We start from the raw sequence: 23,360 nt of genomic DNA, 5'->3' as shown, positions 1-23,360 counted from the left end.
AGATGAAGTATCCAGTAAATGAAATTTTTGAAACAGTACAAGGGGAGGGCCACTTTACAGGTTATCCCGTCATTTTCATTCGATTACAAGGTTGTGATGTTGGTTGCGCATGGTGTGATACGAAACAAACTTGGATTGTTGACCCTGATATGCAAGTTCAGCAAGATATTGTAAATAAACCATGTAACGATAAACCTCACTGGGCTTATTTTACTGCTAATGAGTTTATCAAAACCATACAAAAAAATAAATTCATAGCAAAACATATTGTTATATCTGGTGGTGAACCATGCTTGTATGATCTCATACCATTAACAAGTGAGTTGGAAGAATCAGGGTATTTTTGCCAAATTGAAACATCGGGTACTTCAGTCGTGAAAGCAACGGCGAGTACTTGGGTAACTGTATCGCCTAAAATAGAAATGAAAGGTAAGTTACCTGTGTTGCAAAGTGCTTTAATTCGGGCGAATGAAATAAAACATGTTGTAGCAATGGAAAAGCATGTTGAAGAGTTAGATATTCTGATCAGAGACGTGGATATTACAAATAAAGTCATGTGTCTTCAGCCTATTTCCCAGCAAAAACGTGCAACAGAACTTGCAATAAAAGTGTGTATTGAACGGAATTGGAAATTGTCAGTACAAATGCATAAATATATTTTTATAGATTAATATGAATAAAACTCATTTTATAACGACCTGCTCAGCACTAAAAAAAACGAAAGCGAGTCCTTTTCATCAATTAGGAAGTGCTTTAGTCAATGCATCATCTACGAAAGAGTTAGTATCTCTTTGGAAAGATAATGTTAATAGGGTCCCTTCTCCAAGGTTTGAAGCTAAAGATCTCTATAGAGGCGTTGCATGGAAAATGGCGTTAGACGCATCTATTAGCTGTAATATGAATCTTATGGTTATCTCAGCTGGTTTTGGACTAATTGATAGTTCAATTGAATTACCGAGTTATGACGCTACATTTGCTCGTCCATCTGGCAACACGGGAAATTCAATACCGGCGCCATTAAATGAATGGTGGGATGAGGTCCATAAACAATTTGAAAACAACAGTAGTTTTAAAGAATTATTTACTAAATATAGTAATGATAAATTTATCATTTGTTGTGGTAATGATTACTTTAAAGCGATTAAAAAAGACCTGACACAAGCGGTTCCTTTTTTATCAAACCCATCAGAGCAGCTTGTTATTGTTACATCTTCATTGGCAGATTGTGATGATTTACTACGACCATTTTGTATCGAGTCGAGCTCTACAGTAAAGCAGTTGGCAGAGATTGCACCTGATGGAAAAAAAATAACCGATAGAACAACGACAGTCGCAGTCGCGACATATTTCGCTTTTTTATATTCGAAGAATAATGCTCCATTTTCAAAGATTAGAAAAGAAATTAATGATAAAATAGATAGCATTAAAGTACAAAAACAGGTTAAAAGAACCTCTCGCGATGATGACTATATTGTTAAGTATATCCAAAATGCATTAATCACTGACGCTAAGTTGTCAAAAGCTAAGACATTTAAGCAATATCATTCAGATGGAAATGCTTGTTTAGATACACGCTTTGCGAAATTATATAAACAAGTTATTGAATCTAAATAAAGTAACCCCTAATTGAAATAAAGAGTTCATAGTGAAACAGTTTGATTTTTACTTCCCTGATAATAAAGATTTCGTAGACCCTGAATTTAATGGTATTACGAATACAAGAACTAAGCATTATCGTCAGTATGACGATGGTGCATATCCGCATGAGATATTAAAGAAAAAAGCATATGACGGAATGCTAGTATCTTTGGCTGCTGTAGGCACAATGCAGAAGAAAGGGAAATATTACGAACAAGAGCTAACGGAAGATTTTTATTTTGGTGGTGCTCGAGAGTTTTTACGATTAAATGAGCCACAACATCAAGATATAAAGTTGATGGGGGATTGTGGTGCTTTTGATTATGTTGGTGAATTTGAACCTCCATTTTCAATTAATGAACTGATTGAATTTTATGAACGAGGTAAGTTTGATTACGGTATTTCGCTGGATCACATCGTATTTCCATATGCTAAAGATGATGAAGCGCTAGGTAAACTACCGCATGCGGACATAGCAGAATCTGAACGTCGCATTGCAATCACTCTTAATAATGCAAAAGAATTTTATGAACGCTCTCAAACGTGTTCATTTGAAGCTTACGGTGTAGCTCATGGTTATAGCGTAGACTCATTTGTCCGCTCTGTTAAAGAGTTAGAAGCAATAGGATACCGCCGTATTACTATCGGAGGTATGATCAAGTCAAAGACGCCTGATTTACTGGCTTTACTTGAAGTATTGTCTCGTGAAAAACATCCAGACACTCAATTTCATTTACTGGGTATCTGTCGCTTTGAAAACATTGATTCCTATATCAAATTCGGCGTAACAAGTGCAGACAGTACATCACCTTTGATGCAGGGCATTAAGGGTGGTAAATATTATGATCTTAATCATATAACTAGTAAGGTTGAAGAGAGCTTATCAGCTCGAATACGTCAATGTGATCATACAAATGTACAGAACCTGATTGAGTCGTCTCGACATTTAATGAAAGCTGTTGTTGCTCAGATGAGTGCAGATGACGAGTTTGATATTGATTTGTCTAATACTGCATTATCAATGAACGAGTGTGTTAAGAGATTAGAAGTTGATTGCATTGAAAAATTGATTGCGTACGAATCTGGCAGTTTGGATTTTGAACATGCATTTAAAGCATTTAAAGCATATGAAAAAATAACAAATCCTAAATATCTAAATCCACTTCTTAGCCAAGTTGAAAAAAATAAACTAGCTAGAGAAATGGAACATTATAAGACTTTCCTTAAAGATAAATTGTGGATGCATTGTTCATGTGGTATTTGCGATAAAGGCGTTATGAATATCATTTTCAGAAGTAATCAAACTAACCGCCGCCGTGGTATTCACAATTTGTCGGTTATAACTGAATTTAAAACAATCATGTTAAAACAAGTTAATGATAATGAAGGTTGTAATTAAATGGTAATGCAAGTTTTAAGAATTGAAGCAATTCAAAAAGAAGTTAATGGTGTTACCGTTTATACTGGTTGGGTTGAAGGAAAAAAAGTTCGTAATATTGCCAAAATCGTACATATAACCCGTGAGGGTGAGTATATCCAAGGCTATCAACGTTCTGAAATTCCAAAACATATTGCAGGTATTACTGATTATGTTGAATCTACTAATGCGACCATTTTAGCTAACCTTGTTGTTGGTTTTGATAAAACGGTAACATTTGAACCTATAATAAATGGCAGTAGTTTTGGGCATCTATTAGTGCCTTATGATCCTGAACTTCCATCAGACTTGTTACCAGGCGCTATCGTCGATGGTCAACAGCGTAGTGGTGGTGTAAAAAATAGTTTTCATGAATCTTATCCATTACCTATTTCTGTATTTATCTCTGAAGATGAAAAAGACTATATCCAGCAATTTTTGATATTAAATTTAGGTCGACCATTAACTAATGTACAGCTTAATGCATTGGCTTTATATGATGATATCTATAAACCACCGGCGTTAGCTGAAAAAGCATTTCCATTATCAATGTCTGAAGAGTTAGGCTTCCGTAATCATAATTCGCCATTGCATGGACTGATAAAGTCAAACGGAAATAAAGAAGGGTTGATTGCAGAATCTTCAATCACTGAGTTTATCTCGAATGTTGAGCGACAGGTGTTAAGTGTCATCGGTGTTCGTGTATATCAAGACTTGAATCCTGAAACTCGTTTATTATTTGCTGAGATCGTAGTTAATTTTTGGCACGCTGTAACTGATGTATTTAGTGATGATTGGAATAAAAAATCACGAAATATGTCTAATACCTACATTATTCATGGTACTACGATTATTGCTTTCTCATTGTTATGTCGTCATATGATAAGAGAGTTTAAAAAGTTACATTCTGGTATCCCGAGTGCTGAATTTTTCAAAGGTGAACTTGAAATAATCAAAGACCACTGTCATTTTAGCTCTGGGACATGGAAACTCGGGATTACTAAAAATGATGATTACCCAGAGTTCTCAAATGATGAATATTTAAGTTACAATCGTAGATGGAATGACTTTCAAAATACAACATCTGAAAAGCAATTACTTGCTACGCATGTGCTAAAAGTGTACGAAAATCAAAAAGGATACAAAAAAGTGTATCCATTTATTTTTAAATAAATAGGATTACTTTGATATTAAGCCGGTTACTTACAGTAATCGGCTTTTTTATTACGTATTTATCAAAAAATTGACAAACGAAATACTTTGAAATAACTATTTATATTACAATTACTTAATATCTATTAAAAATAGGTCGGTAGACGATTATGGGCTATATTTCACTAGCCTGATCGTCCTTGACGAGTAAAGCACTAGCAATGGTATTTGAATCCCGAGGTAAACCCAAAGGCGTAATGTACACTCAGATCAAGATTGCCATTATACAAGCAGGCAGTTCCGTCAAAAGCTATGGTGTTATCAGATAAAACAAAGCATGAGTCGACGTGGTAATTGTTGGGATAATAGTCCAATGGAACGCTTCTTTAGAAGCTTTAAAACGGAATGGATGCCAAAAAAGGGTATTCAAATAGATGAAGAAAAGCTAGCTATTACGAATTACATAACAGGATATTACAGCCAAGTTAGGCCACATCAATACAACGGTGGTTTAACTCCGAATGAATCAGAACGAAGATACTGGTTAAAACACAAAACCGTGGCCAAAATCAGTTGACCACTACAGATAGATGTACCAGGTTTTAATGTAATTTAAAAACACCTCAAAATATTTTCAAGAAAGATAAAATGTTTATGGTGGTGTAGTTGCGAAGATGGATACTGCTGAGGAATACGATAAATATCGTTCAGCACTTAGAGAGCACGAAAATGTGATTTGGTTTAAATAGGTTCAGTAAATACCCATTAAATAGCAGTTTCAACTTTATAAAGTTTAGCAGGTTAATTATGAGTTCAGTAAAAGTAGGTTCTTTGGTTCAAAGTCATATGGCTTTTTCAGGGGTTGGAAAAATTGCTTCAGTTAATATACAGAAAAAAGAAGTCGACATTGCTTTTTTCCATTCTCCTCAAAACTCATCAGAGCGGACTATTACTGTTAATGTTAATGAATTACGGATAGCGGAACTTCAATTACAATCAATTGTTTTTTGCCGGTTTGGAGTAAATCAACGCTGGAAACAAGGCTTCTATGATGGTGCAAGGCCAAATAACCAAATTTTGGTAAAATTTAATTCCAGCCATTCAGATGTGTTTGATATCGAAGACGTTTATGTCCCTAATATTAATAATCATTCAGCTATAATTGCTCAGGACTTTTTAAAGGAAAAGTGCACTGTTTCTCCAATACTTACCGATATGCGAAATAAATTTTTCAATTCATATATTGAACAACGCATTGCATGTGAATCAATTCCAGCTTTGCTTGGTAGCGCTGTTGAGCTTGAAAGCCATCAATTAGCTGTAGTCAGTCGTGTCCTCAGCGATAACAAACAAAAGTATCTTTTGTGTGATGAAGTTGGTTTAGGTAAAACTATTGAAGCGGGCTTGATTTTAAGGCATCACGTAACAGATTACGGTCGAGATGCAAAAGTGTTTGTTCTAACTCCTCCTGCATTGATGAAACAATGGAAAAAAGAATTGGAATCAAGGTTTCATCTTGGTGATATTTTGGGTTTAGTTTCAGACTCATTAGGTGATAACTTTGATGAAGACCAAATTATCTATATTGGTGAATATAAAGATATTACAAAACTGTCTAGTCAAATTGGCAAAGCAAGTATGGTCATAGTTGATGAAGCTCATCACTTGTCTAAGTTAGCTTGGGATGGAGGAGTGATTGATCGGTTTGTGTTTGATGCGATAGCAGAAATATCGGACTCTGCTATCTGCTCATTACTGTTATCAGGTACACCTTTAGTTGGTAAAGAAAGAGATTACCTTGCCATGCTCCACTGCCTTGAGCCTAAAAAATACGCTTTAAATGAAATGTCTGTTGAGCGATTTATAGAACAAACTCATAACCAGGCTGAATACGTTTCACTTTATCGTAGTTTAGACCCCGAAATGGAAGATGATGATATTGAAAGTGCGTTAGAAGGGATTGAAGAACTTAATTTGAATGATAGTAAATTGGAGTCTTTAATCGAACTCGCGAAGCCTTTTGTTGACTTTTTTAATGATGAAGACGTGGATTTATCACAAAGAAAAAAAGCTGTTTTAGATCTCAGAGCATACTTTGGAGATTACTATACAACCAACTTTCGCATGCTTAGAAACCGCCGTGATTCTAGTAATGGTCACTTTGATAATAGCAATATAGAACATTTATTTCCTGGCTTAGCGCCTCTAACTACAATGAGTTGGAATCTTCCTTTATCAAGAGTTCTACTTGATCAGCAACTTGATGATTTAAGAGGGATGAAGGTGTCATTAAAGTCACCTGTATTGACACGAGAAACCTACCTTTCCTGGATCGAAGCTTTAATGTTAAGTCCTGAGTACTTTGCGGAAAAAATTAAATTGGATGCTTTAACAACATCATTGTCCGAAGAGGAACGTGATTACTGGTTGGAGATGCTGAACGTATCCAAAAGTGAGCAAATTGCAAAAGATGAGGCTTTAATTAAGGGGATCATCGGCTGGAAAGAAAAACATTCATTGGGTAAAATAGTTGTTTTCTGTGGTGCAATTTCTGTTGCAGATAACGTTTTTAAAACGTTATCAACAGTATTCGAATGGGAAGTCGAACGACACGAACCTGGTTTAGCTCCTAGGTTCACCAGCGAGGAAAAGATTAGAATTTTGGTTTGTGATCAACATGGTGAAGATGGGTTGAACTTGCAGGGAAAGATAAGGTTGGCAATTCATTATTCATTGCCTTTAGAGCTAAATAGAATTGAACAACGCAATGGCCGATTGAACCGTTACTGTGCACAAAGCAAAGGAGTACATCCCGTTCAGAATATGATTATGCTACCTGAGAGGGAGGGATTTTATAATGGTTGGGCCAAAGTGTTGTGTGATGGAATCGGTACATTTGGAAAGTATCGAGCAAGTATTCAAGAACCCATTGACCAGTTTTTAGGTAAGTCGTGGACATCTGTATGGGAGTTTGGACCTCAACACCTTAAGGAAATGACAATAGCTTTAAATAGTCTTAATGGACTGGTGAATACTGAGTTAAGAAAACTTGAACTACAAGATACAATGGACAAAGATACTCTCGACGTTCGCTCGTCTATTAAATTCTCCGAAAGAATGACATCAGAGGATGAAAGGTTTGAAATATCTTCTACTGATTTGTCTAATTGGATAAGTAATGGATTGTTATTCACCATGAAAAATGGAGACTTACCAAACACATTTACGATGTCATTTGTGCATGAAAAAACTAGGGTCAACGTCAGTAATTTAATTAAGCATTGTATCATTGGATTAGACTTTGATAATTCAACATTCGCAAATCCGAAAACTCACCAAATGTCTTTTGAGCGAACTTTATGCGCTGAATCTGGCGCTTACCCATTCCGCTTAGGCCAACCATTTGTTGATGCAATTTACAGACTTACTAGTGAATTAGCTTACGGTATCAGCAGTGCGTTTATCAGAATGGTGCAAGCACCTATTGAACCTAAACTGATATTCAAAACACAATGGATATCTACATATTGTGAAGATGAGTTAGTACCAAATCAAATACGAGATGACAGTGTTGCAAAACCCATGATTGCTGAAACACTCTACCAATCAAATGGACAAATTATTTCAGAAGGTGTATTGAGTTTTCTCATAGGTGCTCCATATTCTAAAAAGCAAACTAAAGTCGATGCTGCTGGCACAGTAATTAGTTATAGCGACAAAAATATCTCAATAGAAAAAAATGGTCAAGATGTTGTAGATCTATGGGAATTTGTAGAGCAAACATATACCCAACCTGTATGGGAACAGTCAATTGATGCTGTCTGTGAGCAAAGTCAGATAGAACAAGAACGTAAATATAAAGATCAAAACCCGACAATTGATTTAAATAAAGTCTCAAGCCAGTTGTTATCTTTACAAGCTATCTTATTGGTGGGGAATTAATCTTGCTTGGATGTAATAAGATAAAATTATCAGAGATACTTCCTCAATCTAGCATCACCAAAATTTGCCAGCAGTTATTAGACTTTCCTGAAAGTCAGTATACGCAACGTCTACAAACTGCGATGCAAGATCCAAATGTTACTCTTTATGAATTTTGGATGTTGGCAAAGGACTGTTTGTTTGCTTGGCGACTTTTTGAAGAGAAGCCATCATTAAATCTATTTTTTAAGCCATCAATAGAACAGATTAAGTTTGCACAAGATTTAGGATTATCATTCGATGCGGCCCGTAATGCTCTTGTGTTGCACAAAGATATTGCAGTCGATTATCCTGAGTTATTTGATGTTTATAAGCTTAGAGAAAAACGAAAAACTGAAAAAGTAGAAATCGATCCAGCTTTATCACACAAGTTAAAAGGAAAATATACCCATTATACCAGTAATGCTCAAAGAGAAGCTGTAAGAACCACACTCCTATCTGAGCCTGGTAGTACTATCGTCGTGAACCTTCCTACAGGGTGCGGTAAGACTTTTGTTGCTCACTCTTGTGCTCTATTTTCAGAAAATCATCAATTAACTATTGTAGTTGTTCCAACGATAGCTTTAGCTATTGAACAGGGTCAACGTGCAAAAGAATTCTTGGATCTTTCTGATGCTCAAACGGTTAAAGGATATTGCTGGCACAGTGGCTTGAATAAATCGGATAAAGACAATATTCGTTTACAAATTGACTCCGGCCAACAACGTGTTCTTTTTGTCTCTCCAGAATCATTAACTAAAAGTTTATTGCCTTTATTGTTTAGACAGTCAAAAAAACGCATGATCGCGAATATAGTCATCGACGAAGCTCATCTGATCGATACTTGGGGGGCTGGGTTTAGACCAGAATTTCAACGAGTAGGCCCATTGATTTTGTCTTTAAAACGCGAATCGGGACACTCGATTAAAACGATTCTTATGTCGGCAACATTTACAAATAGAAATCTAAACACGGTTAAGAAACTGTTCTGCGCTGAGGGTAATGCACCTATTATTTATAACGGCTCTTTTCTAAGACAAGAAATGTTTATAGCCAAAAAAGAAGTGTCTAAAGAAAATCATATGGATACGGTGATCAATAAGATCACCCACTGCCCTAAACCGATGATTGTTTATACATCTTTGATAGAACAAAGTACTGACATTATGGAAAAGTTAATCAGCCTCGGTGTTACACGGTGTAAAGCATTTACCGGTGAAACTGATATAGAAGGTAGGGAGTTGATTCTCAAGCAATGGAAAAATAATGATCTCGATATTATTGTTGCGACATCGGCATTTGGCGTTGGAATGGATAAAGGAGACATTCGAACAGTTATTCACGCATCTATTCCTGAAAACCTTGACCGATATTATCAAGAAATTGGCCGTGCGGGTCGTGACGGACTTGCTTCATATTGCGAAATTGTGTACCACAAAGGTCAATTAGAAGAAGCTCGTGGTCTAAACCGAGATGCAATTATTACGGTTGATGTAGGTCATGAACGCTGGGCGTTAATGAAGAAGCACGGTAAACAAATTCATCAAGGTTCTGAATATCGTTATTATCAGGTAGATCTGAGGGTGTCACCTGAGCGTTTAAATAGACAAACGGACAGCTCAACAAAATGGAACGTTCTAACATTACTTCTCATGCAAAGAAGTGGATTGATAGAGTTGCTATTTAATCCGGTTCCATCGGACATACCTGAAGATAAGATTGAGTCGGAAATATTTTGGGCTAACTACCATAATTCAATCACAGTAAAAATTATTGATGAGCAAGAGTGGGAACAAACATATTGGCAGGATGTTGTTGAGAAACAAAGACAGTTAGAAATGCTATATCAAAAAGAAGGTTTATCTGTTTTTGAGAGTTGGTTATTTTCATCGTCACCAGGTTCATTGTGTCAACTTTTGTATCAGTTTTATGAACTAGACGGTATTAAACCAAGTTATGCATGCGGCAGCTGCCCTGAATGCCGTGAAAAAGGTAAAATGTACATGAAATCATCGGTAGGGCATCAAACATCTCTTATTGGTTTGGGTCACTCAAAGCATGATGAGATCGAACACATTTATTTTAAAAATGATAATAAATCAAAAGAGTTAATAGCCGAGGCTTTCATTGCATTACATAACAAAAGGAAAGTAAGCGGTATTGTTTGCTCCAAATCGATAACAGAATTAGTTCACAAGCAACACCCGGTTGGCCTGCCGTATTTTTGGGCTTGGATCTCAATTAAAGATTTCGAAGAGGATGAAGAGTTATCAAACCGTTATTCGGTCGTAATTATTGATGATAAAGAGCAAGGAACCGCAGATTTACCCTTTTTTTACACTGGTTATAATTATTTTTTTGCAAATGAAGAGTTAAAAGAACCAAAAAGTTTCCATAGACGCTGGTGGGAAGCTGCAAGCGATTCAATTTCCTTAATTAATTTTATGAATAAAGTAGGGGCTTAATAATGTCCATAATAAACAATGCAGCTAAAGGAAGTAATATTGAGGCTTTGTATTTGTTAGATAGAACAATTACTCAGTTCTCACTGAAGAACCCGGATAAATATCTCCCAGAAGATAAACTTATATTGATTACAGCGCCGAATAATCTCTTCGAAGGCGATGAAAAAGATGACAGTGGTTCTTTTAAGCGTCTAGTTAATCCAGAAAAAAAAGTAAGGGAAACATTGGCATTTTGGGGGGCGAATGGGTTGTGGGACGTTTCCAAGGAGGGCGTCAAGAGTCATTCAATACTTGATAATTCAGATCAATTACCTAAACGCTTATTAAAACTGATTGCGAGTAAAGAGTATGATTTATTGAATGGTAATGATATTGAACCATTTTTAAGGTTTTTAACATTATTTTTATGTATTGATGAAATAACCTTTGTTGGCCAACAAATATTAGATGGGAAAAAAGCTGGTGAACTAGTAGAGAAGTTAGTTGCTGATGATTTAGTAAATAATGCAATGTCATTAAACTCTAATGAACGTCCTTTCTTTTTTTCATATGCATATTTATTAGGTTTTTTGGAGCAAATTGATAAACGAAAGTACTTCGTTGATCCTACGCGAGCTATAAGAATATTTTTACCTGACATTTTTAAAGACAAGAAGCCTTTGTACTTTGGTGAGTTTTTATCGAGATTAAATGCCTGTTTGCCCGTGTTTGATGAAGGAGAATATCGTTTACTTGTTGAAGATAAAATGATTCGTGATGTTGATGATTGGTCGCCGGATAAAGGTATTCGGTTATCAGCAAGTTTAAGTATTGCTATTGAAAGGCTTTGCCGTGAACGTAGAATCGTTTGTGATTTAGGTTCGGACAGTAAAAACAGATATTACTTAACATTACCTAACGGAATGGAAAAAATTATCAGCAATATTCAGTATTTAGAGGGTTAATCATGAGCATCAAAAATTATTGGCCTGCTCTTCAAAATGTTAAATCATGTATCTATAGTGAGGCTGAGGAGTTAAGTGATGCTTTACTTCTTGCTGTACATACTCCAATGAGGTTGGTGAGCACGACGTTTGTTGATCCGCAACCACTAGAAAAAACAGAGCACGATCTTTTAACGCATTTATTAAATACCAAGAGACCAATTCCTATTGTAGGTGAGTCTGGAGGAGGAAAGTCACATTTAGTGCGTTGGTTGCATGCTAAATTAGAACTTGAACAAATCGTAAAAGATGAAAAGTGGCATATTGTTCGTATTCCAAAGAATGCGACAATGGTACAAGTTCTAACTCGGTTATTGAATGGGTTAGAAGGTGAGGCTTTTGAGCAAGTTCGCCAAGGTATTATGTCCGTTGGTTCTAAAATTTCGCAAGAATTGATTACAGGGCTATTTTATACCTATTTACAAGAATCCTTTAAAGTTATTAGAGAAGATTCGGAACATAAAGCTAAAGATGCAAAAAAGAACAAAGACCTCACTCAAGCTCAGAAGTTTAAAGATAAATCTAATATTGCAAAGAATTTAAAAATTTGTTTCTCTGATCCAGTATTTAAAAGCTTCTTTACCGGCGACTCGAAGCCTATAACAAATACTATTGAGAGATTAAGCCAGTCTAAAAGTTACTCTGAAGTGTATGATGCTGTCTACTCTGTTTCGGTTGATGACATTAATGTTAGTAAGAATAATTCGTTTGAATTAGATGAACTTAGTCGTGATGCACGTAAAGCTTTTGAAGCCTTACGCTTTTTTACGTCAAATGATTTTGAAAATGAACCTCGTGCCAAGATGTCTGTAGAGATTATTAATCAGGCCGTTAATGACACCACTAAGCTTGTTTTTAAGCATTTATTTACATTTAATAATGGTTCATTTCAAGATTTATTTATAGATATTCGACGCGCCTTAAAAGATGAAGATAGAACTTTGGTTATTCTTGTCGAAGATTTAGCTGCAATCTCAGCAATTGATGATGTTCTGTTAGACAGTTTACTCCAAGAAGATATCTATGATGGTAAGCAAGAACTGTGTCCATTAAAGTCTGTAATAGCAACGACAACAGAGCAAGAGACATACCTGAAGCGTCGAGAAACTATACTTACACGCTCGACGTTTGAGTGGCGTATACCGACGGATGAAGACTTGCGTAAGATAGAGTCTACTACTAACGACATTGATCTTGTTGTAGATTTTTGTGGTCGCTATTTAAATGCCGCTCGTCTTGGCATTGAGGTAATAGAGTCTCATTACCTTAAAGGCAATACATCTGTTCCGATCTGGTCATGGTCTGAAGAATTGTCTGAACATGATGAAAATACACTATCAGATTTTGGATATACATCTAATAGCACGCCTTTATTTCCCTTCAATAGAACCGCCATAAGTAATTTGGCAAAGCTCAAAGTATATAGGAAAGGTAGCAGTAAATTTAATCCTCGAATTGTGATAAAAGAGCTCCTTATTCCCATTTTACGGGACAATCACTCTGATTTTCAAGGTGGTATCTACCCATCGACTAACTTTACAGATAAATTCCAAGCTATATGCCCAGACTCTATTAGAGATTGGTCGATGAGCAATACCTTTGATAAGCCTATGCGTAATCGTTTAAATAGTTTCTTAACTATTTATGCATCATCTTATGGTGTGAGACAGAGCTTTAATGAAATAAAAGATAGCATTACAACGAATCAGGTTGAAGCTTTTAACCTACCCTCTGATAAATTTAACGAATTAGCGGTAATTGTTGAGCGATGCACGAAATGCTCAGAAAAATTAGATGAGTGTGTTTGTGGTACAGTTGAGTCCAAATGCCCTGAGTGTTCAAATCTATTATCAGGTTGTATCTGCAAAGTTTTACCAAAATGTAATAGCTGCGGTAAAAGTAAGACTGAATGTGTCTGTAGTGAAACTGAATTATTAGAAATAAAAATTAATGACTGGTTTAACAATAAAACTAGGTTAGATGCTGTTACTTCGAATGATATCCGGAAACATTTACTAGAAGTATTGAATAATGATGCAACTTTGTCACATTACGGTCTTGTGAGTACAAACAAATGGGGGGGGAATAAATCACTGTTCGACTTTGCATTAAAAGGTGCTCGATATAATATTTACATCCCTAAATCTGTTGCATCGATAGATTTAGAGGTAGTTTCTATTTGTAAAGAGGGTCAACTCAACGATAGTGATGAATCCTTTAAACTAAAAAAACAAATAATCGCAATCGTTCGTTACGATTACCATAAGAAAAAAGGTAATGGTTGGAACTATCCTCAAGGATTTGATGATTATTCGTACTATATGGAGTTTTTCTCGGCTTGGATCCCAAGTGCAATCAAGCTTTGTTTGAATCACGTTAGAATCGAAACGCCTAAGTTATTAGCGAAGCAGAAGAGTTTATCTATTGCATTAGGGTTTAAGGACGATATTAAGGATTATCTAAATCTATTTATTCAAAAAAGCTTACATATCGCTGATAAGTTACCAGTACCCATCAACAGTGATTTTGCTCAACTTCAACAGCAACTACTTAAAGACTGGGATGAGATAAGGGAGCAGTGGTTAATGAGGGTCTCTTACTCTCCTTCATCTGGTGGAGGAGAAGTTGGTGTTGATGCTCCTTTGTTTTTTAAATACTTAAAAGACTCAAAAGCGCATAAAGAACAAGTATTATCAGCCGAACAAAGACGGTTGTTTAGAAGCGCTAAAACAGACATATCCGATTATTTAATGGTCCTATTTAAGGCAACACAAGATTTTGTTAACACTGATGATGCGCAAGAACAACTTCAGGTTCTTGATGATGTATATAGCTCTATTCCACCAGAGATGATGCCTGGATCATTAACTATAAGAAAAGCTAAAAATCACATAAATAAGTTAAAAGAAAACTATGAATGGTCAATAATTGAAAACTCTCGTAAGTTTGTTAATGCAGATGATGAAATTGAAGAATTACGTGCATTATATAAAATAAATGGTGAAAAACTTAAGCAATGGTTAGTCGTTTTGGAAGATTTTAATAATGTTAAGTCTTCCGCTTTGCTAAAATTACAGCGGAGTAATATTGATAATGGCGGTGATAAGATGAATGAGTATAAATCAAATATCGAGCTGTATTTTGATGTGATCGATTCAGCAATTGGAGAATTGGAAGTTAAAGAGGAGGTTTCTAATGACCTTTAAGTCCAATGTTCATTTATTGCAAACAGAAATTAATAATTATAAAGAACTTGAGAAAAACATTTCAGTTGTCGATAGTTACTCTACAATTGCGGGACGCTTGAATGATATATCCACATGTCTAAAGAAAGAGGTGAAAAAAAGCCAACTGATTAGATCCTTAGATGATGAACCTGGTGAACACTTATATTCTGAATCAGAAGTTTTCCAAGAACTGCCTTATTTACTAGAGCTATCTACTTTATCTCGACAAGCTTGGGATGAATTTAAAGATAAATCATTGCAAGATAGTAATAATAATTTGTTTAATTTACAAGATAGTGTGAAAAAAAGCACAAAAAAGTTTTCTGCGTATCACGATTTATGCTGGGCTGATTGGATTTCAATTAAACAGAAAGATTTTGTTGTACCAGAATTAATTTTAGAAAATCAGAAGAAAATATATAAAGATAATGAGCTTTACAATAAATATAAGTCTTTGTTAGAACTTTTTCATCAAGAAAAAAAACATTTTATTTTTGATGATAAGCAACTACAAAGCTTAAAAAAAGTTATAGGTCAATTATCTGATTTACAAGGTCAGATGAAAAAAGATAACTTACCTCAACCGGTACAAAAATTCTTTGATTCAGTGAATAATTATCGATTTACACGCCCAACACTGGATTTATTAACTGAAGAAGTGTTCATTTGGTTAAAAGAAAATGACATGTTAAGTCAATTTATGGTGACACCAAATGTCTGATATAAAAACAATAATGCTAAAATGTCTTGATGAACTTGAAGAGAGAGAAACAAAGTTGCTTTCATGGGGAGACACCGATGTCTCCCATACAGAAAGTGAGTTGCTAGATATCATAACTAAGCATATCGGAGTATTTGACAGTGCGAGTGAAATTATTGAAGAGATGCTTCGAGTTTGTTTTATTTTCCAAGTTGAAGGAGAATATAATGCCAAACTATATCGCTCAAGGATGGCTGAGACGGTAAGGTTACAAGTTTCATCAAGGCAGTGGTTCCATGGGCAAGAGTTACATAAAACTAAAACTTTGGTCTCAGACTTTCGTTTCCTCCGACGCCCTCGTCGATATCCATCTCGTTCAGAACCTTCTGAAAAGTTAATAGAGCTATTGAAATCGAAAGGCAGCATTAATCAAGTTCAATCAGAGATTATTGATCTGTTGCTGACTAATGGTGAACATAAATTTAAGCTAGCTGGATTTCAATCAAGAGCAACAGAACGTATTTTAGAAAAATACGATCAGCATTTGAAAAAACAATTTACCCCTACGGCATCGATAATATGCTCAGGAACAGGTAGCGGCAAGACGCTATCCTTTTATCTGCCAGCAGTGACACAACTTGCTTCTCAATTACTTACAGACAGTACTCCAAGAGTCAGAATTCTAGCAATTTACCCGCGAAATGAACTGCTTAAAGATCAATTTTCTGAAACTTATTCCGAAGTTAGAAAGTTAGATTCATTTTTGCAACAACGTGGTTGTCGAAAAATTCGTATAGGAACGTATTTTGGAAATACCTTTGATAAAAGTTGTGAAGACAATAAATTGTTTAATACATTATCTTGCCCCTTCAATAGTTGTGGTGGGAAGTTACATTTTAAAAAAGCAAAAAACCATCTTCAGTGTGAAACGTGTTTGAATATTATTGATGAGGGAGAAATTGGGTTAACTCGACAGTCTCAACGATTTAATCCACCAGATATATTATTCACCACAACTGAAATGCTGAATCAAAGGTTAAGTGATAATTTTTACAACCATCTTTTTGGTGTTAAAACTGGGTATACAATTCCGATTGTATTAATGGATGAAGTCCATACTTATGAAGGAAGTAGTGGTGCTCAAGTATCATATTTATTAAAGCGTTGGATGAAGCGCTCAAATAATGCCCCACACTTTGTTGGTCTCTCTGCAACGCTAGATGACGCTCAGCAATTCTTTGGTGACTTAACAAGCACAAAGAAAAAAGATGTTGACCTAATTGAACCTAAAGAAAGTGAAATGGAAGAAGAGGGGGCTGAATATATGCTTACCCTTAAAGGAGATCCTGTTTCTCAATCAGCTCTTTTATCAACAACAATTCAGGCTACCATGCTTGCAAGTCGGATGTTAGATCCATTAAAAGGTGCCAACTTAAATTTGTCTGATGGTATATTTGGTGAGAAAACTTTTGTTTTCACTGACAATCTAGACGTGATCAATCGAATGTATAGTCAACTCTATGATGCTGAAGGGTGGTATTCTCCAGGGTATCCCAAAAACAAACCTTCTTTAGCCTATTTGAGAAGTGTTATTCATTCTGATTATATGCGCCCGCAAAAAAAAGAGGAAAGAAGGAATCTTGGATTAGAGTGGGGAGCAGTTACAAAAATTGGCCACGATATGAGTGCCCAATCTCGGGGAAATGTAGCTAGAACTTCTAGCCAAGATTCAGGTGTAAACAATAGCTCTGAGATTGTTGTTGCAACGGCATCACTTGAAGTCGGATTTAATGATCCGAAAGTTGGAGCTGTGATTCAGCATAAAGCGCCAAGGAACATGGCATCTTACCTGCAAAGAAAAGGTCGTGCGGGTCGTAAAAGAGGCATGAGACCTTGGATGTACACGATACTTTCCGATTATGGTCGGGATCGAGTTACTTTTCAGCAATATGAACGTTTGATTAGCCCTAAAGTTAAGTCGTTCAAACTACCAGTTGAAAATTCGCATATACAAAAAATGCAGGCTAACGTTGCTATCATTGACTATTTAAGTATATTAATTCCTCATATACATGTCTGGCGTACTTTATCAGACCCTAAACAAAATCTTCCTCGGTTAAAAAAAATAAAACTGATAGTTTATAGATGGTTAGAGGTAGATAATAGTGGCATTGAAAGGTATTTAAAAGACGCCTTAAGTATTGATGATACAACTCTGAAGCAAGTGTTATGGTCCTCGCCACGTTCAGTCATGATGGATTTTCTTCCTAGTTTACTCCATAAACTTGAAACTAACTGGGCGGTAAATGGTGAAGAGTGGGCAGGGTTAATCAAAGATATAAGACACCCAATGCCAGAGTTTATTCCGCCTAACTTATTTAGTGAGCTTCATACCCCATCGTTATATTTAATTTTAGAAAGGGGAAGGTTTGATAACCCCTGTTCTGAAGGAGAAAATATGGATTTATTTCAGGGCTTAAAAGAATTTTCTCCTGGAAGAGTGTCCAAGCGTTTTGCTGTAGATAACGAAAGCGATACTGATTGGTTAGTGCCTGAAGGGTTTAAACCATCTCCTGGCATTCATACCAGTATTAATTTTGATATAGAAGAAGCTTTCTACCAGAAGGAACATCAACAATACATTACAAAAGTTCTCGATGAAAATGATCAAGAAGTGGACGTATATCATCCTATTAAAGTGAAAACTCAGCGAATTCCAAGTGACAAAAAGTTTCATAATGACCCAAGAATAAACTATAACTTATCTCCAACAAGTAACTCCTTCCTTCGATGGTGTTCTGATTTTAGAACACCTTATGATCGAGGCGAAAATATGCGCATTCCTCAGAACTGTGATTGGGTTAATATTATTTCTCAGATGAAATTTTTCATGCATGATGAAATAAACCCCGTTGAAGTGATTAGATATACAACCGGAGCAGATTCGGAAATTAAATTCAGGAATAGTAAAGAAACATCTTTAACGACATTCAACTGGACACTAGATAGCAGACCTGTTGCTATTGGTACTCGTCTTTTTGTTGATGGTATAAAAGTTGTATTCGATATTGATGACGTACAACGAAAGAATATGGCGTCATTTGATAATAATTCTTCAGCTTTAAGATTTTCGTATCTTGAAGATTCTTTTGTTTCAAATGAAGTTTATAAGAACAATTTTTTCTTTGCAAAGTGGGTTTTTGAGTGTGTTACAGCGGTACTCGTTATCCTTATGGAAGAAAACAATCAGACCTTGAATGAAGCGGTAAATGAATTGTCTACATCTTCTGGATTAAGACTACTACATAGTATCCCCTCTGAAGTGTTTAACATGAAAGAGAGCCATGAAGATGATGCTTCTGGTAAATCAATTTTTAAAGATCAGGAGTTGCAGGAAAAGTTAAAAAACTATTTTGAAAGTCGTGAAGGCATTCAAGAAATACAGCAAGCACTCAGTGCTGTAAACCATAACGAATCAAACTCTGAATATATGGATTGGATAAAAGAGGTTCTCGGATCAACAATATCTGGTGCTATGGCAAACTTGATTGTTCAAGTTTTGCCAGATGTAAACGATGGGAGTGTCGTAGTCGATCATTATTGGAGTAATGATAAACTTAATATTTGGCTAACTGAGTCTGAAATAGGTGGTGTGGGCATCATCAGTCGCTTTAAAGATGTTTATATTGATGATCCGCTGAGTGTCATGATGCAATTTAGTCGGATATTTGATGCTGATGAAAATGAACAAGTAGATTTCGATTTGTATTATTTACTCAATGAGAAAAAGAAAAAACCAGAGCTAGCAAGTGCGTTTGAGCAACTACGGACTTCTATAGGTTATAAGCAAAGAGTTGAGTCACATGATATTTTAAATAAAGTGGTTTCTAATACAGGGGTATTTACCTCCCATACTTGGAATACGATGCTACATACCCGCGTGTTTAAGCCTGGTAGTAACCAGGAACACGATGAATTTTTATCTAACCTATTATCTGAATGGCGTGGTATTGAAGACAAAATGGGGATGGAGATTCCACTCAGTATTATTTCTCATATACTGGCTAAAAGACACCATAAAGGAGCAATGCAATTAAGTTCTTATCGTAATTCAATTTTGAGTCTTTTGTGGCCTCGCGGTAACCAAATTCGCCAAAGTCGTTTGGATAATTATAATCGATTTAATTCGAAGCAAGTTCGAACTGAGAGGTTGTTACTCTCTAGTATTTTAGCTACTGATGCAATTAAGGTTGTTTATAAAGCAGGATGGGAAGAAAAGGTTGAATCGTTCCTGACAGATGACGGACGATGTGTATTGTCTATTTCAAGTCGTGGTCGAAATAAAATTGGTGCAATCCTAGCTATTATTAATACTATGGTAATAGATATGGGGGGGCTACTTATTTATCCCAGAGTTTCATTGTTAAAGCAGTCAATAGGAATCATTGAATTGAGTATTGAAATATCGGAGATCATCCAATGACAATTTCGCATACAAGACAAATCATGACAAAAACATTTGCTGGTAAACGACAAATAAAAGAAGTAATTTCCTCTATGTTAATCAGTGAAATTTTGAATCCGAAAGAGATTTGGCTGGTTAGTGCGTGGGTCAGTAACTTTGACCTCTTAGATAACCGTGCAGGAGCATGGGATATATTAAACCATTCTTGGGGTCATCGAGTTATACCTTTCTTTGAAGTATTAGAATCGGTTGTTTCAAGTGGTTGCAAAGTGAATGTTGTAATAAAAGATCATGAAACTAATTGTAGTGCACTCAATCACCTCAGGAACGCGTTATCGAGTTACCAGAACTTCCAAATACTATTGACTGATGATCTTCATACTAAAGGACTATTAACTAATGATGCATTTTTAAGTGGATCCATGAATTTTACTTATTCTGGGACGAATAGAAATGATGAAATGATGACTTTTGAACGCTCTGATAGTGTTGTTGCAAATACTTTTTTGCATTTTAGTTCATCATATCCTCTAGAAATTAATATCAAACAAGAACCCATTGATGACACAGAAGAGGAAAGTGATGACTGGTTATTCTAACGAAGAGATTTTACAGAATTTCTTCTCCTCTGACAACAAAGTTCAATATATAAATACTTCTAGTAATAGCATCAAAAAAGTTAATGATGCTAGAGATTCACTGAATTCTTCTTCTCAAATGAAATACATGGTTAGTTTTGATGGGAGTTTCATTCGTTATTACGTATTTTGTGACGATCTACTTTTGACGAACCAGATTAAAGAGTGGATGAGTAGGTCGTTAGGAACATCACATACTTACTTGACTGAAATGCGAACAAAGCCAGTATTTAAGTATGAAGAAATGTTATTAAATCGCTATAGCCATGGTGTAATTGTAGTTACTCAGATGCAACCATCCAATATTTATGTAGGTCAACGTAACAAGCAGGATTCTGTTCTTCTTAAAGAGGATAATGTATATATTGACACCGTTATTAAACGTACAATTGAAGCAGTAAACCGTCGACCTACTTTAGAAGTTATACGTACAAGACCACTGGGACGAATACTTCGTGACTTCTATTGGTCATGTAACCAGTGTGATGGCAAAAAAGCTTTTGAATTCTTTGAAGAGATAAAGAAGCAAGAGTTACTAGATTATCGAAATATAACATCGATTGAACTTCAAGCTTATGAAGCCGGTAATGAGTGGGAGAAGATCATTTCTCACCATCAACTTGAGCACCTCCTTTGTGGCGTCGTTTCTTTGAAGGTGACCGAATTAGTGCTTAAAGCGCACCTTCAGGCAAAAGATATTGATGTAGATAAACTAAACCAAATAAATTGGTATGAACTTGAAGACTTATTAATAGATCATCAAGCTTTTTTCTTAAGAAAACCCATGCTTAAAGAAGAAAACCAGTCATCTGTTTATTACTGGAAAGCTTGGGCGATCATTGCATTTGCATTAAATATTACTGATTTTGAATCACATATCCCGAGTATTGTACCTTCTGAGTGGCTATCTTCACTGCTGAAGGTAGATAGAAAAAAATCTGCATCAAATATTCTTATAGAGTCACCATTAACTCGCCTAGTAAATGCGGACGCTAATTTAGAAAATTCTGTTGAATTGCTTAAATATGGGGAAACTTGTTTTGAAAGTGAAATAAGGCCACTAGTCGAGTGGTTATTTGAACTTCCTTTAATCATTGTAAGACAAATTAAATCACAAAAAATACTCCGTAATATATTCAATCAAATGGAAGAGGTTTATTACGAACTATTTCCGATAACTTTTGAGGGTATTTCAGAGGTTGAAGCTGTAAAAGTTAATTCTCCTGACGATGACGGAATTGATGCTGCCACTCTTATTCCTAGCCAAGATGAGTTACAACCTAAAGTAAAACATGTTGAAAAACACATTGAAAGTTGGCACGATTGGTTTTGCGGGAAAGAAAAAGCTTTATCAGTTAGTTATGAATACTTCAGAGAGTGGCCAATAGAATGTTTTGATGCTCTTGCTGTGTTAACTGCAATTGAAGAAACGTCAGATGCAGATGTCATTCGAAATGTTTTACCACATTTTTTGAAGTGGATTGATGATAATCTAATTAAACCTAGCGCTTCATTATGGGTAGTTTTACTAGAGTTAATTGCTATAGATGAAAATAAATCAATTATTACAATAGAATTACTTCATGAACTCGCTGAACGTTGTTTAACCTCTGCTCACTCGAAGGATGAATATGTACGGGTTGTTGAGGGGTTATCTATTTGCCTGGAGGATGGCTTAACACTACATACGCTATCAAAGTTTATTGATGTTTTTGACTTACTATATCAACACACTTCTTTGAAAAGTCAAAATCTGGCTGTAACATTTAGAGATACGATGGTAGTTTTTGGCTGTCACAACTGGGGGAAATACACAGTAAGTCAACGTGTAATATTTAGTGAAATGCATTATTTGCTATTAAGCTATGAGTTCTCGCCCCCTAAGTGCGAATTAGAGCATGAGCAAAAAGTTGATTTGACTGATATTCAAGGGGTCGTTGGTATTTACTCGTTGTCTGAGAGTGCTTTAATGAGAGCAAAAGGGGTTATTACTAAGTACTGTCCGAAGATGCAAATAATTTTGAATTCAGATAAAACTAATACATCCGCATTAACAAATATGGTGAAGAAGTCAGACCGTATTTTATTCTGCGACAGAAGTGCTGCGCATCAAGCGTATTTTGCAATTAAAGCTATCTCTAAAAATATCACTTACGTGAATGGAAAAGGAAGTACTTCAATAGTGAGGACGTTTTTTGATTCTCTATCTTAATATAAAGTCAAAGCTCATTTAAACTTTTTAGTATTTAGCTTTAGTAAGCGGTCATTACGAATATATGACAAATTAATTTGTAGTGGTCGCTAATTTTCCCCCTGGTTTATTTCTACGTAGGCGCAGTGTGGCAACAAATATCTGAGCACAGCAAAGCTCTCCGATGTCTGGATTTATGATATCAACGGTTGGTCCACAGTAGTCGATAAACAGTTTATCACCAGCAATATGATGCTGGCGCATACTATATTTCTGGGTTTTAAGCCAACGGGTATATAGCTCAAAGAACTGTGTATACGCATAAGCTGTACCGCGATATTGTTGTTGACATTCTTCCCACAACAACCGCTTTGTAATGCCTTGGCGCTTTAATTCTTTGTAACACTTAGCTAAAATATCTAATTACTTCTTGTTTTGTAACAAGAGTGCCGCACATCATGCGTATTATGGTGTAAAGTCTATTAATAAAGATATCCTTTATCCTGATGGAAAAGGTTCATCAT

At 35.6% G+C, this 23,360-nt stretch carries 12 protein-coding genes and 2 pseudogenes; 13 read left to right on the top strand and 1 reads right to left on the bottom strand.

The genetic code is table 11. From position 1 onward, the window contains the following. The first annotated feature begins 2 nt into the window (after positions 1-2). From queE to dpdD, 13 genes and pseudogenes are all read left to right on the top strand, one after another. Positions 3-671: a 7-carboxy-7-deazaguanine synthase QueE gene (gene queE, locus A923_RS0109100; RefSeq protein WP_017221358.1), complete on the top strand. Its 669-nt coding sequence runs from the start codon at positions 3-5 to the stop codon at positions 669-671. Between the two features lies 1 nt (position 672). Beyond that, entirely contained in the window at positions 673-1,614 is a 942-nt protein-coding gene (locus A923_RS22160; RefSeq protein WP_033197591.1) for a DUF6884 domain-containing protein, read from the top strand. A 31-nt stretch (positions 1,615-1,645) separates the two neighbouring features. Beyond that, positions 1,646-3,037: a tRNA-guanine transglycosylase DpdA gene (gene dpdA, locus A923_RS23225; RefSeq protein WP_017221356.1), complete on the top strand. Its 1,392-nt coding sequence runs from the start codon at positions 1,646-1,648 to the stop codon at positions 3,035-3,037. After that, a complete protein-coding gene (locus tag A923_RS0109085) occupies positions 3,038-4,228 on the top strand; it encodes a DGQHR domain-containing protein (RefSeq protein WP_017221355.1) in 1,191 nt (396 codons plus the stop codon). It abuts the gene before it with no gap. 173 nt (positions 4,229-4,401) lie between these two features. Further along, positions 4,402-4,784, top strand: a pseudogene (locus A923_RS22765) (integrase core domain-containing protein); the annotation flags it as partial. Positions 4,785-5,014: 230 nt separating this feature from the next. Then, positions 5,015-8,149 carry a protein DpdE gene (gene dpdE, locus A923_RS0109075; protein WP_017221353.1) on the top strand — a complete coding sequence of 1,045 codons (3,135 nt, stop codon included), beginning with the start codon at positions 5,015-5,017 and terminating at the stop codon, positions 8,147-8,149. A gap of 2 nt (positions 8,150-8,151) precedes the next feature. Continuing rightward, positions 8,152-10,632, top strand: coding sequence for a protein DpdF (gene dpdF / locus A923_RS0109070; RefSeq protein ID WP_017221352.1), 2,481 nt, complete (start codon positions 8,152-8,154; stop codon positions 10,630-10,632). Between the two features lie 2 nt (positions 10,633-10,634). Further along, the gene (gene dpdG / locus A923_RS0109065; protein ID WP_017221351.1) at positions 10,635-11,576 is read left to right on the top strand and encodes a protein DpdG; all 942 of its coding nucleotides are present in this window, start codon (positions 10,635-10,637) and stop codon (positions 11,574-11,576) included. A gap of 2 nt (positions 11,577-11,578) precedes the next feature. After that, a complete protein-coding gene (dpdH, locus tag A923_RS0109060) occupies positions 11,579-14,821 on the top strand; it encodes a protein DpdH (protein WP_017221350.1) in 3,243 nt (1,080 codons plus the stop codon). After that, positions 14,811-15,563: a hypothetical protein gene (locus tag A923_RS0109055; protein ID WP_017221349.1), complete on the top strand. Its 753-nt coding sequence runs from the start codon at positions 14,811-14,813 to the stop codon at positions 15,561-15,563. The genes dpdH and A923_RS0109055 overlap by 11 nt, the downstream gene beginning before the upstream one ends. Further along, on the top strand, positions 15,556-20,025 hold the full coding sequence (gene dpdJ / locus A923_RS0109050; protein WP_017221348.1) for a protein DpdJ: 4,470 nt from the start codon (positions 15,556-15,558) through the stop codon (positions 20,023-20,025). Before A923_RS0109055 ends, dpdJ begins: the two co-directional genes overlap by 8 nt. A gap of 23 nt (positions 20,026-20,048) precedes the next feature. Further along, positions 20,049-20,606 carry a phospholipase D-like domain-containing protein DpdK gene (dpdK, locus tag A923_RS22155; RefSeq protein ID WP_192810678.1) on the top strand — a complete coding sequence of 186 codons (558 nt, stop codon included), beginning with the start codon at positions 20,049-20,051 and terminating at the stop codon, positions 20,604-20,606. Continuing rightward, entirely contained in the window at positions 20,590-22,857 is a 2,268-nt protein-coding gene (dpdD, locus tag A923_RS0109040; RefSeq protein ID WP_017221346.1) for a protein DpdD, read from the top strand. The genes dpdK and dpdD overlap by 17 nt, the downstream gene beginning before the upstream one ends. Before the next feature lie 123 nt (positions 22,858-22,980). Here the strand turns inward: dpdD and A923_RS0109035 are convergent. Continuing rightward, positions 22,981-23,232, bottom strand: a pseudogene (locus A923_RS0109035) (IS21 family transposase); the annotation flags it as partial. Between the last annotated feature and the right edge of the window lie 128 nt (positions 23,233-23,360).

The organism is Moritella dasanensis ArB 0140 (assembly GCF_000276805.1).
Taxonomy (GTDB): domain Bacteria; phylum Pseudomonadota; class Gammaproteobacteria; order Enterobacterales; family Moritellaceae; genus Moritella; species Moritella dasanensis.
Note: the sequence above shows the minus strand (reverse complement) of the source record. Positions and strands in the feature narration are given on the sequence as shown.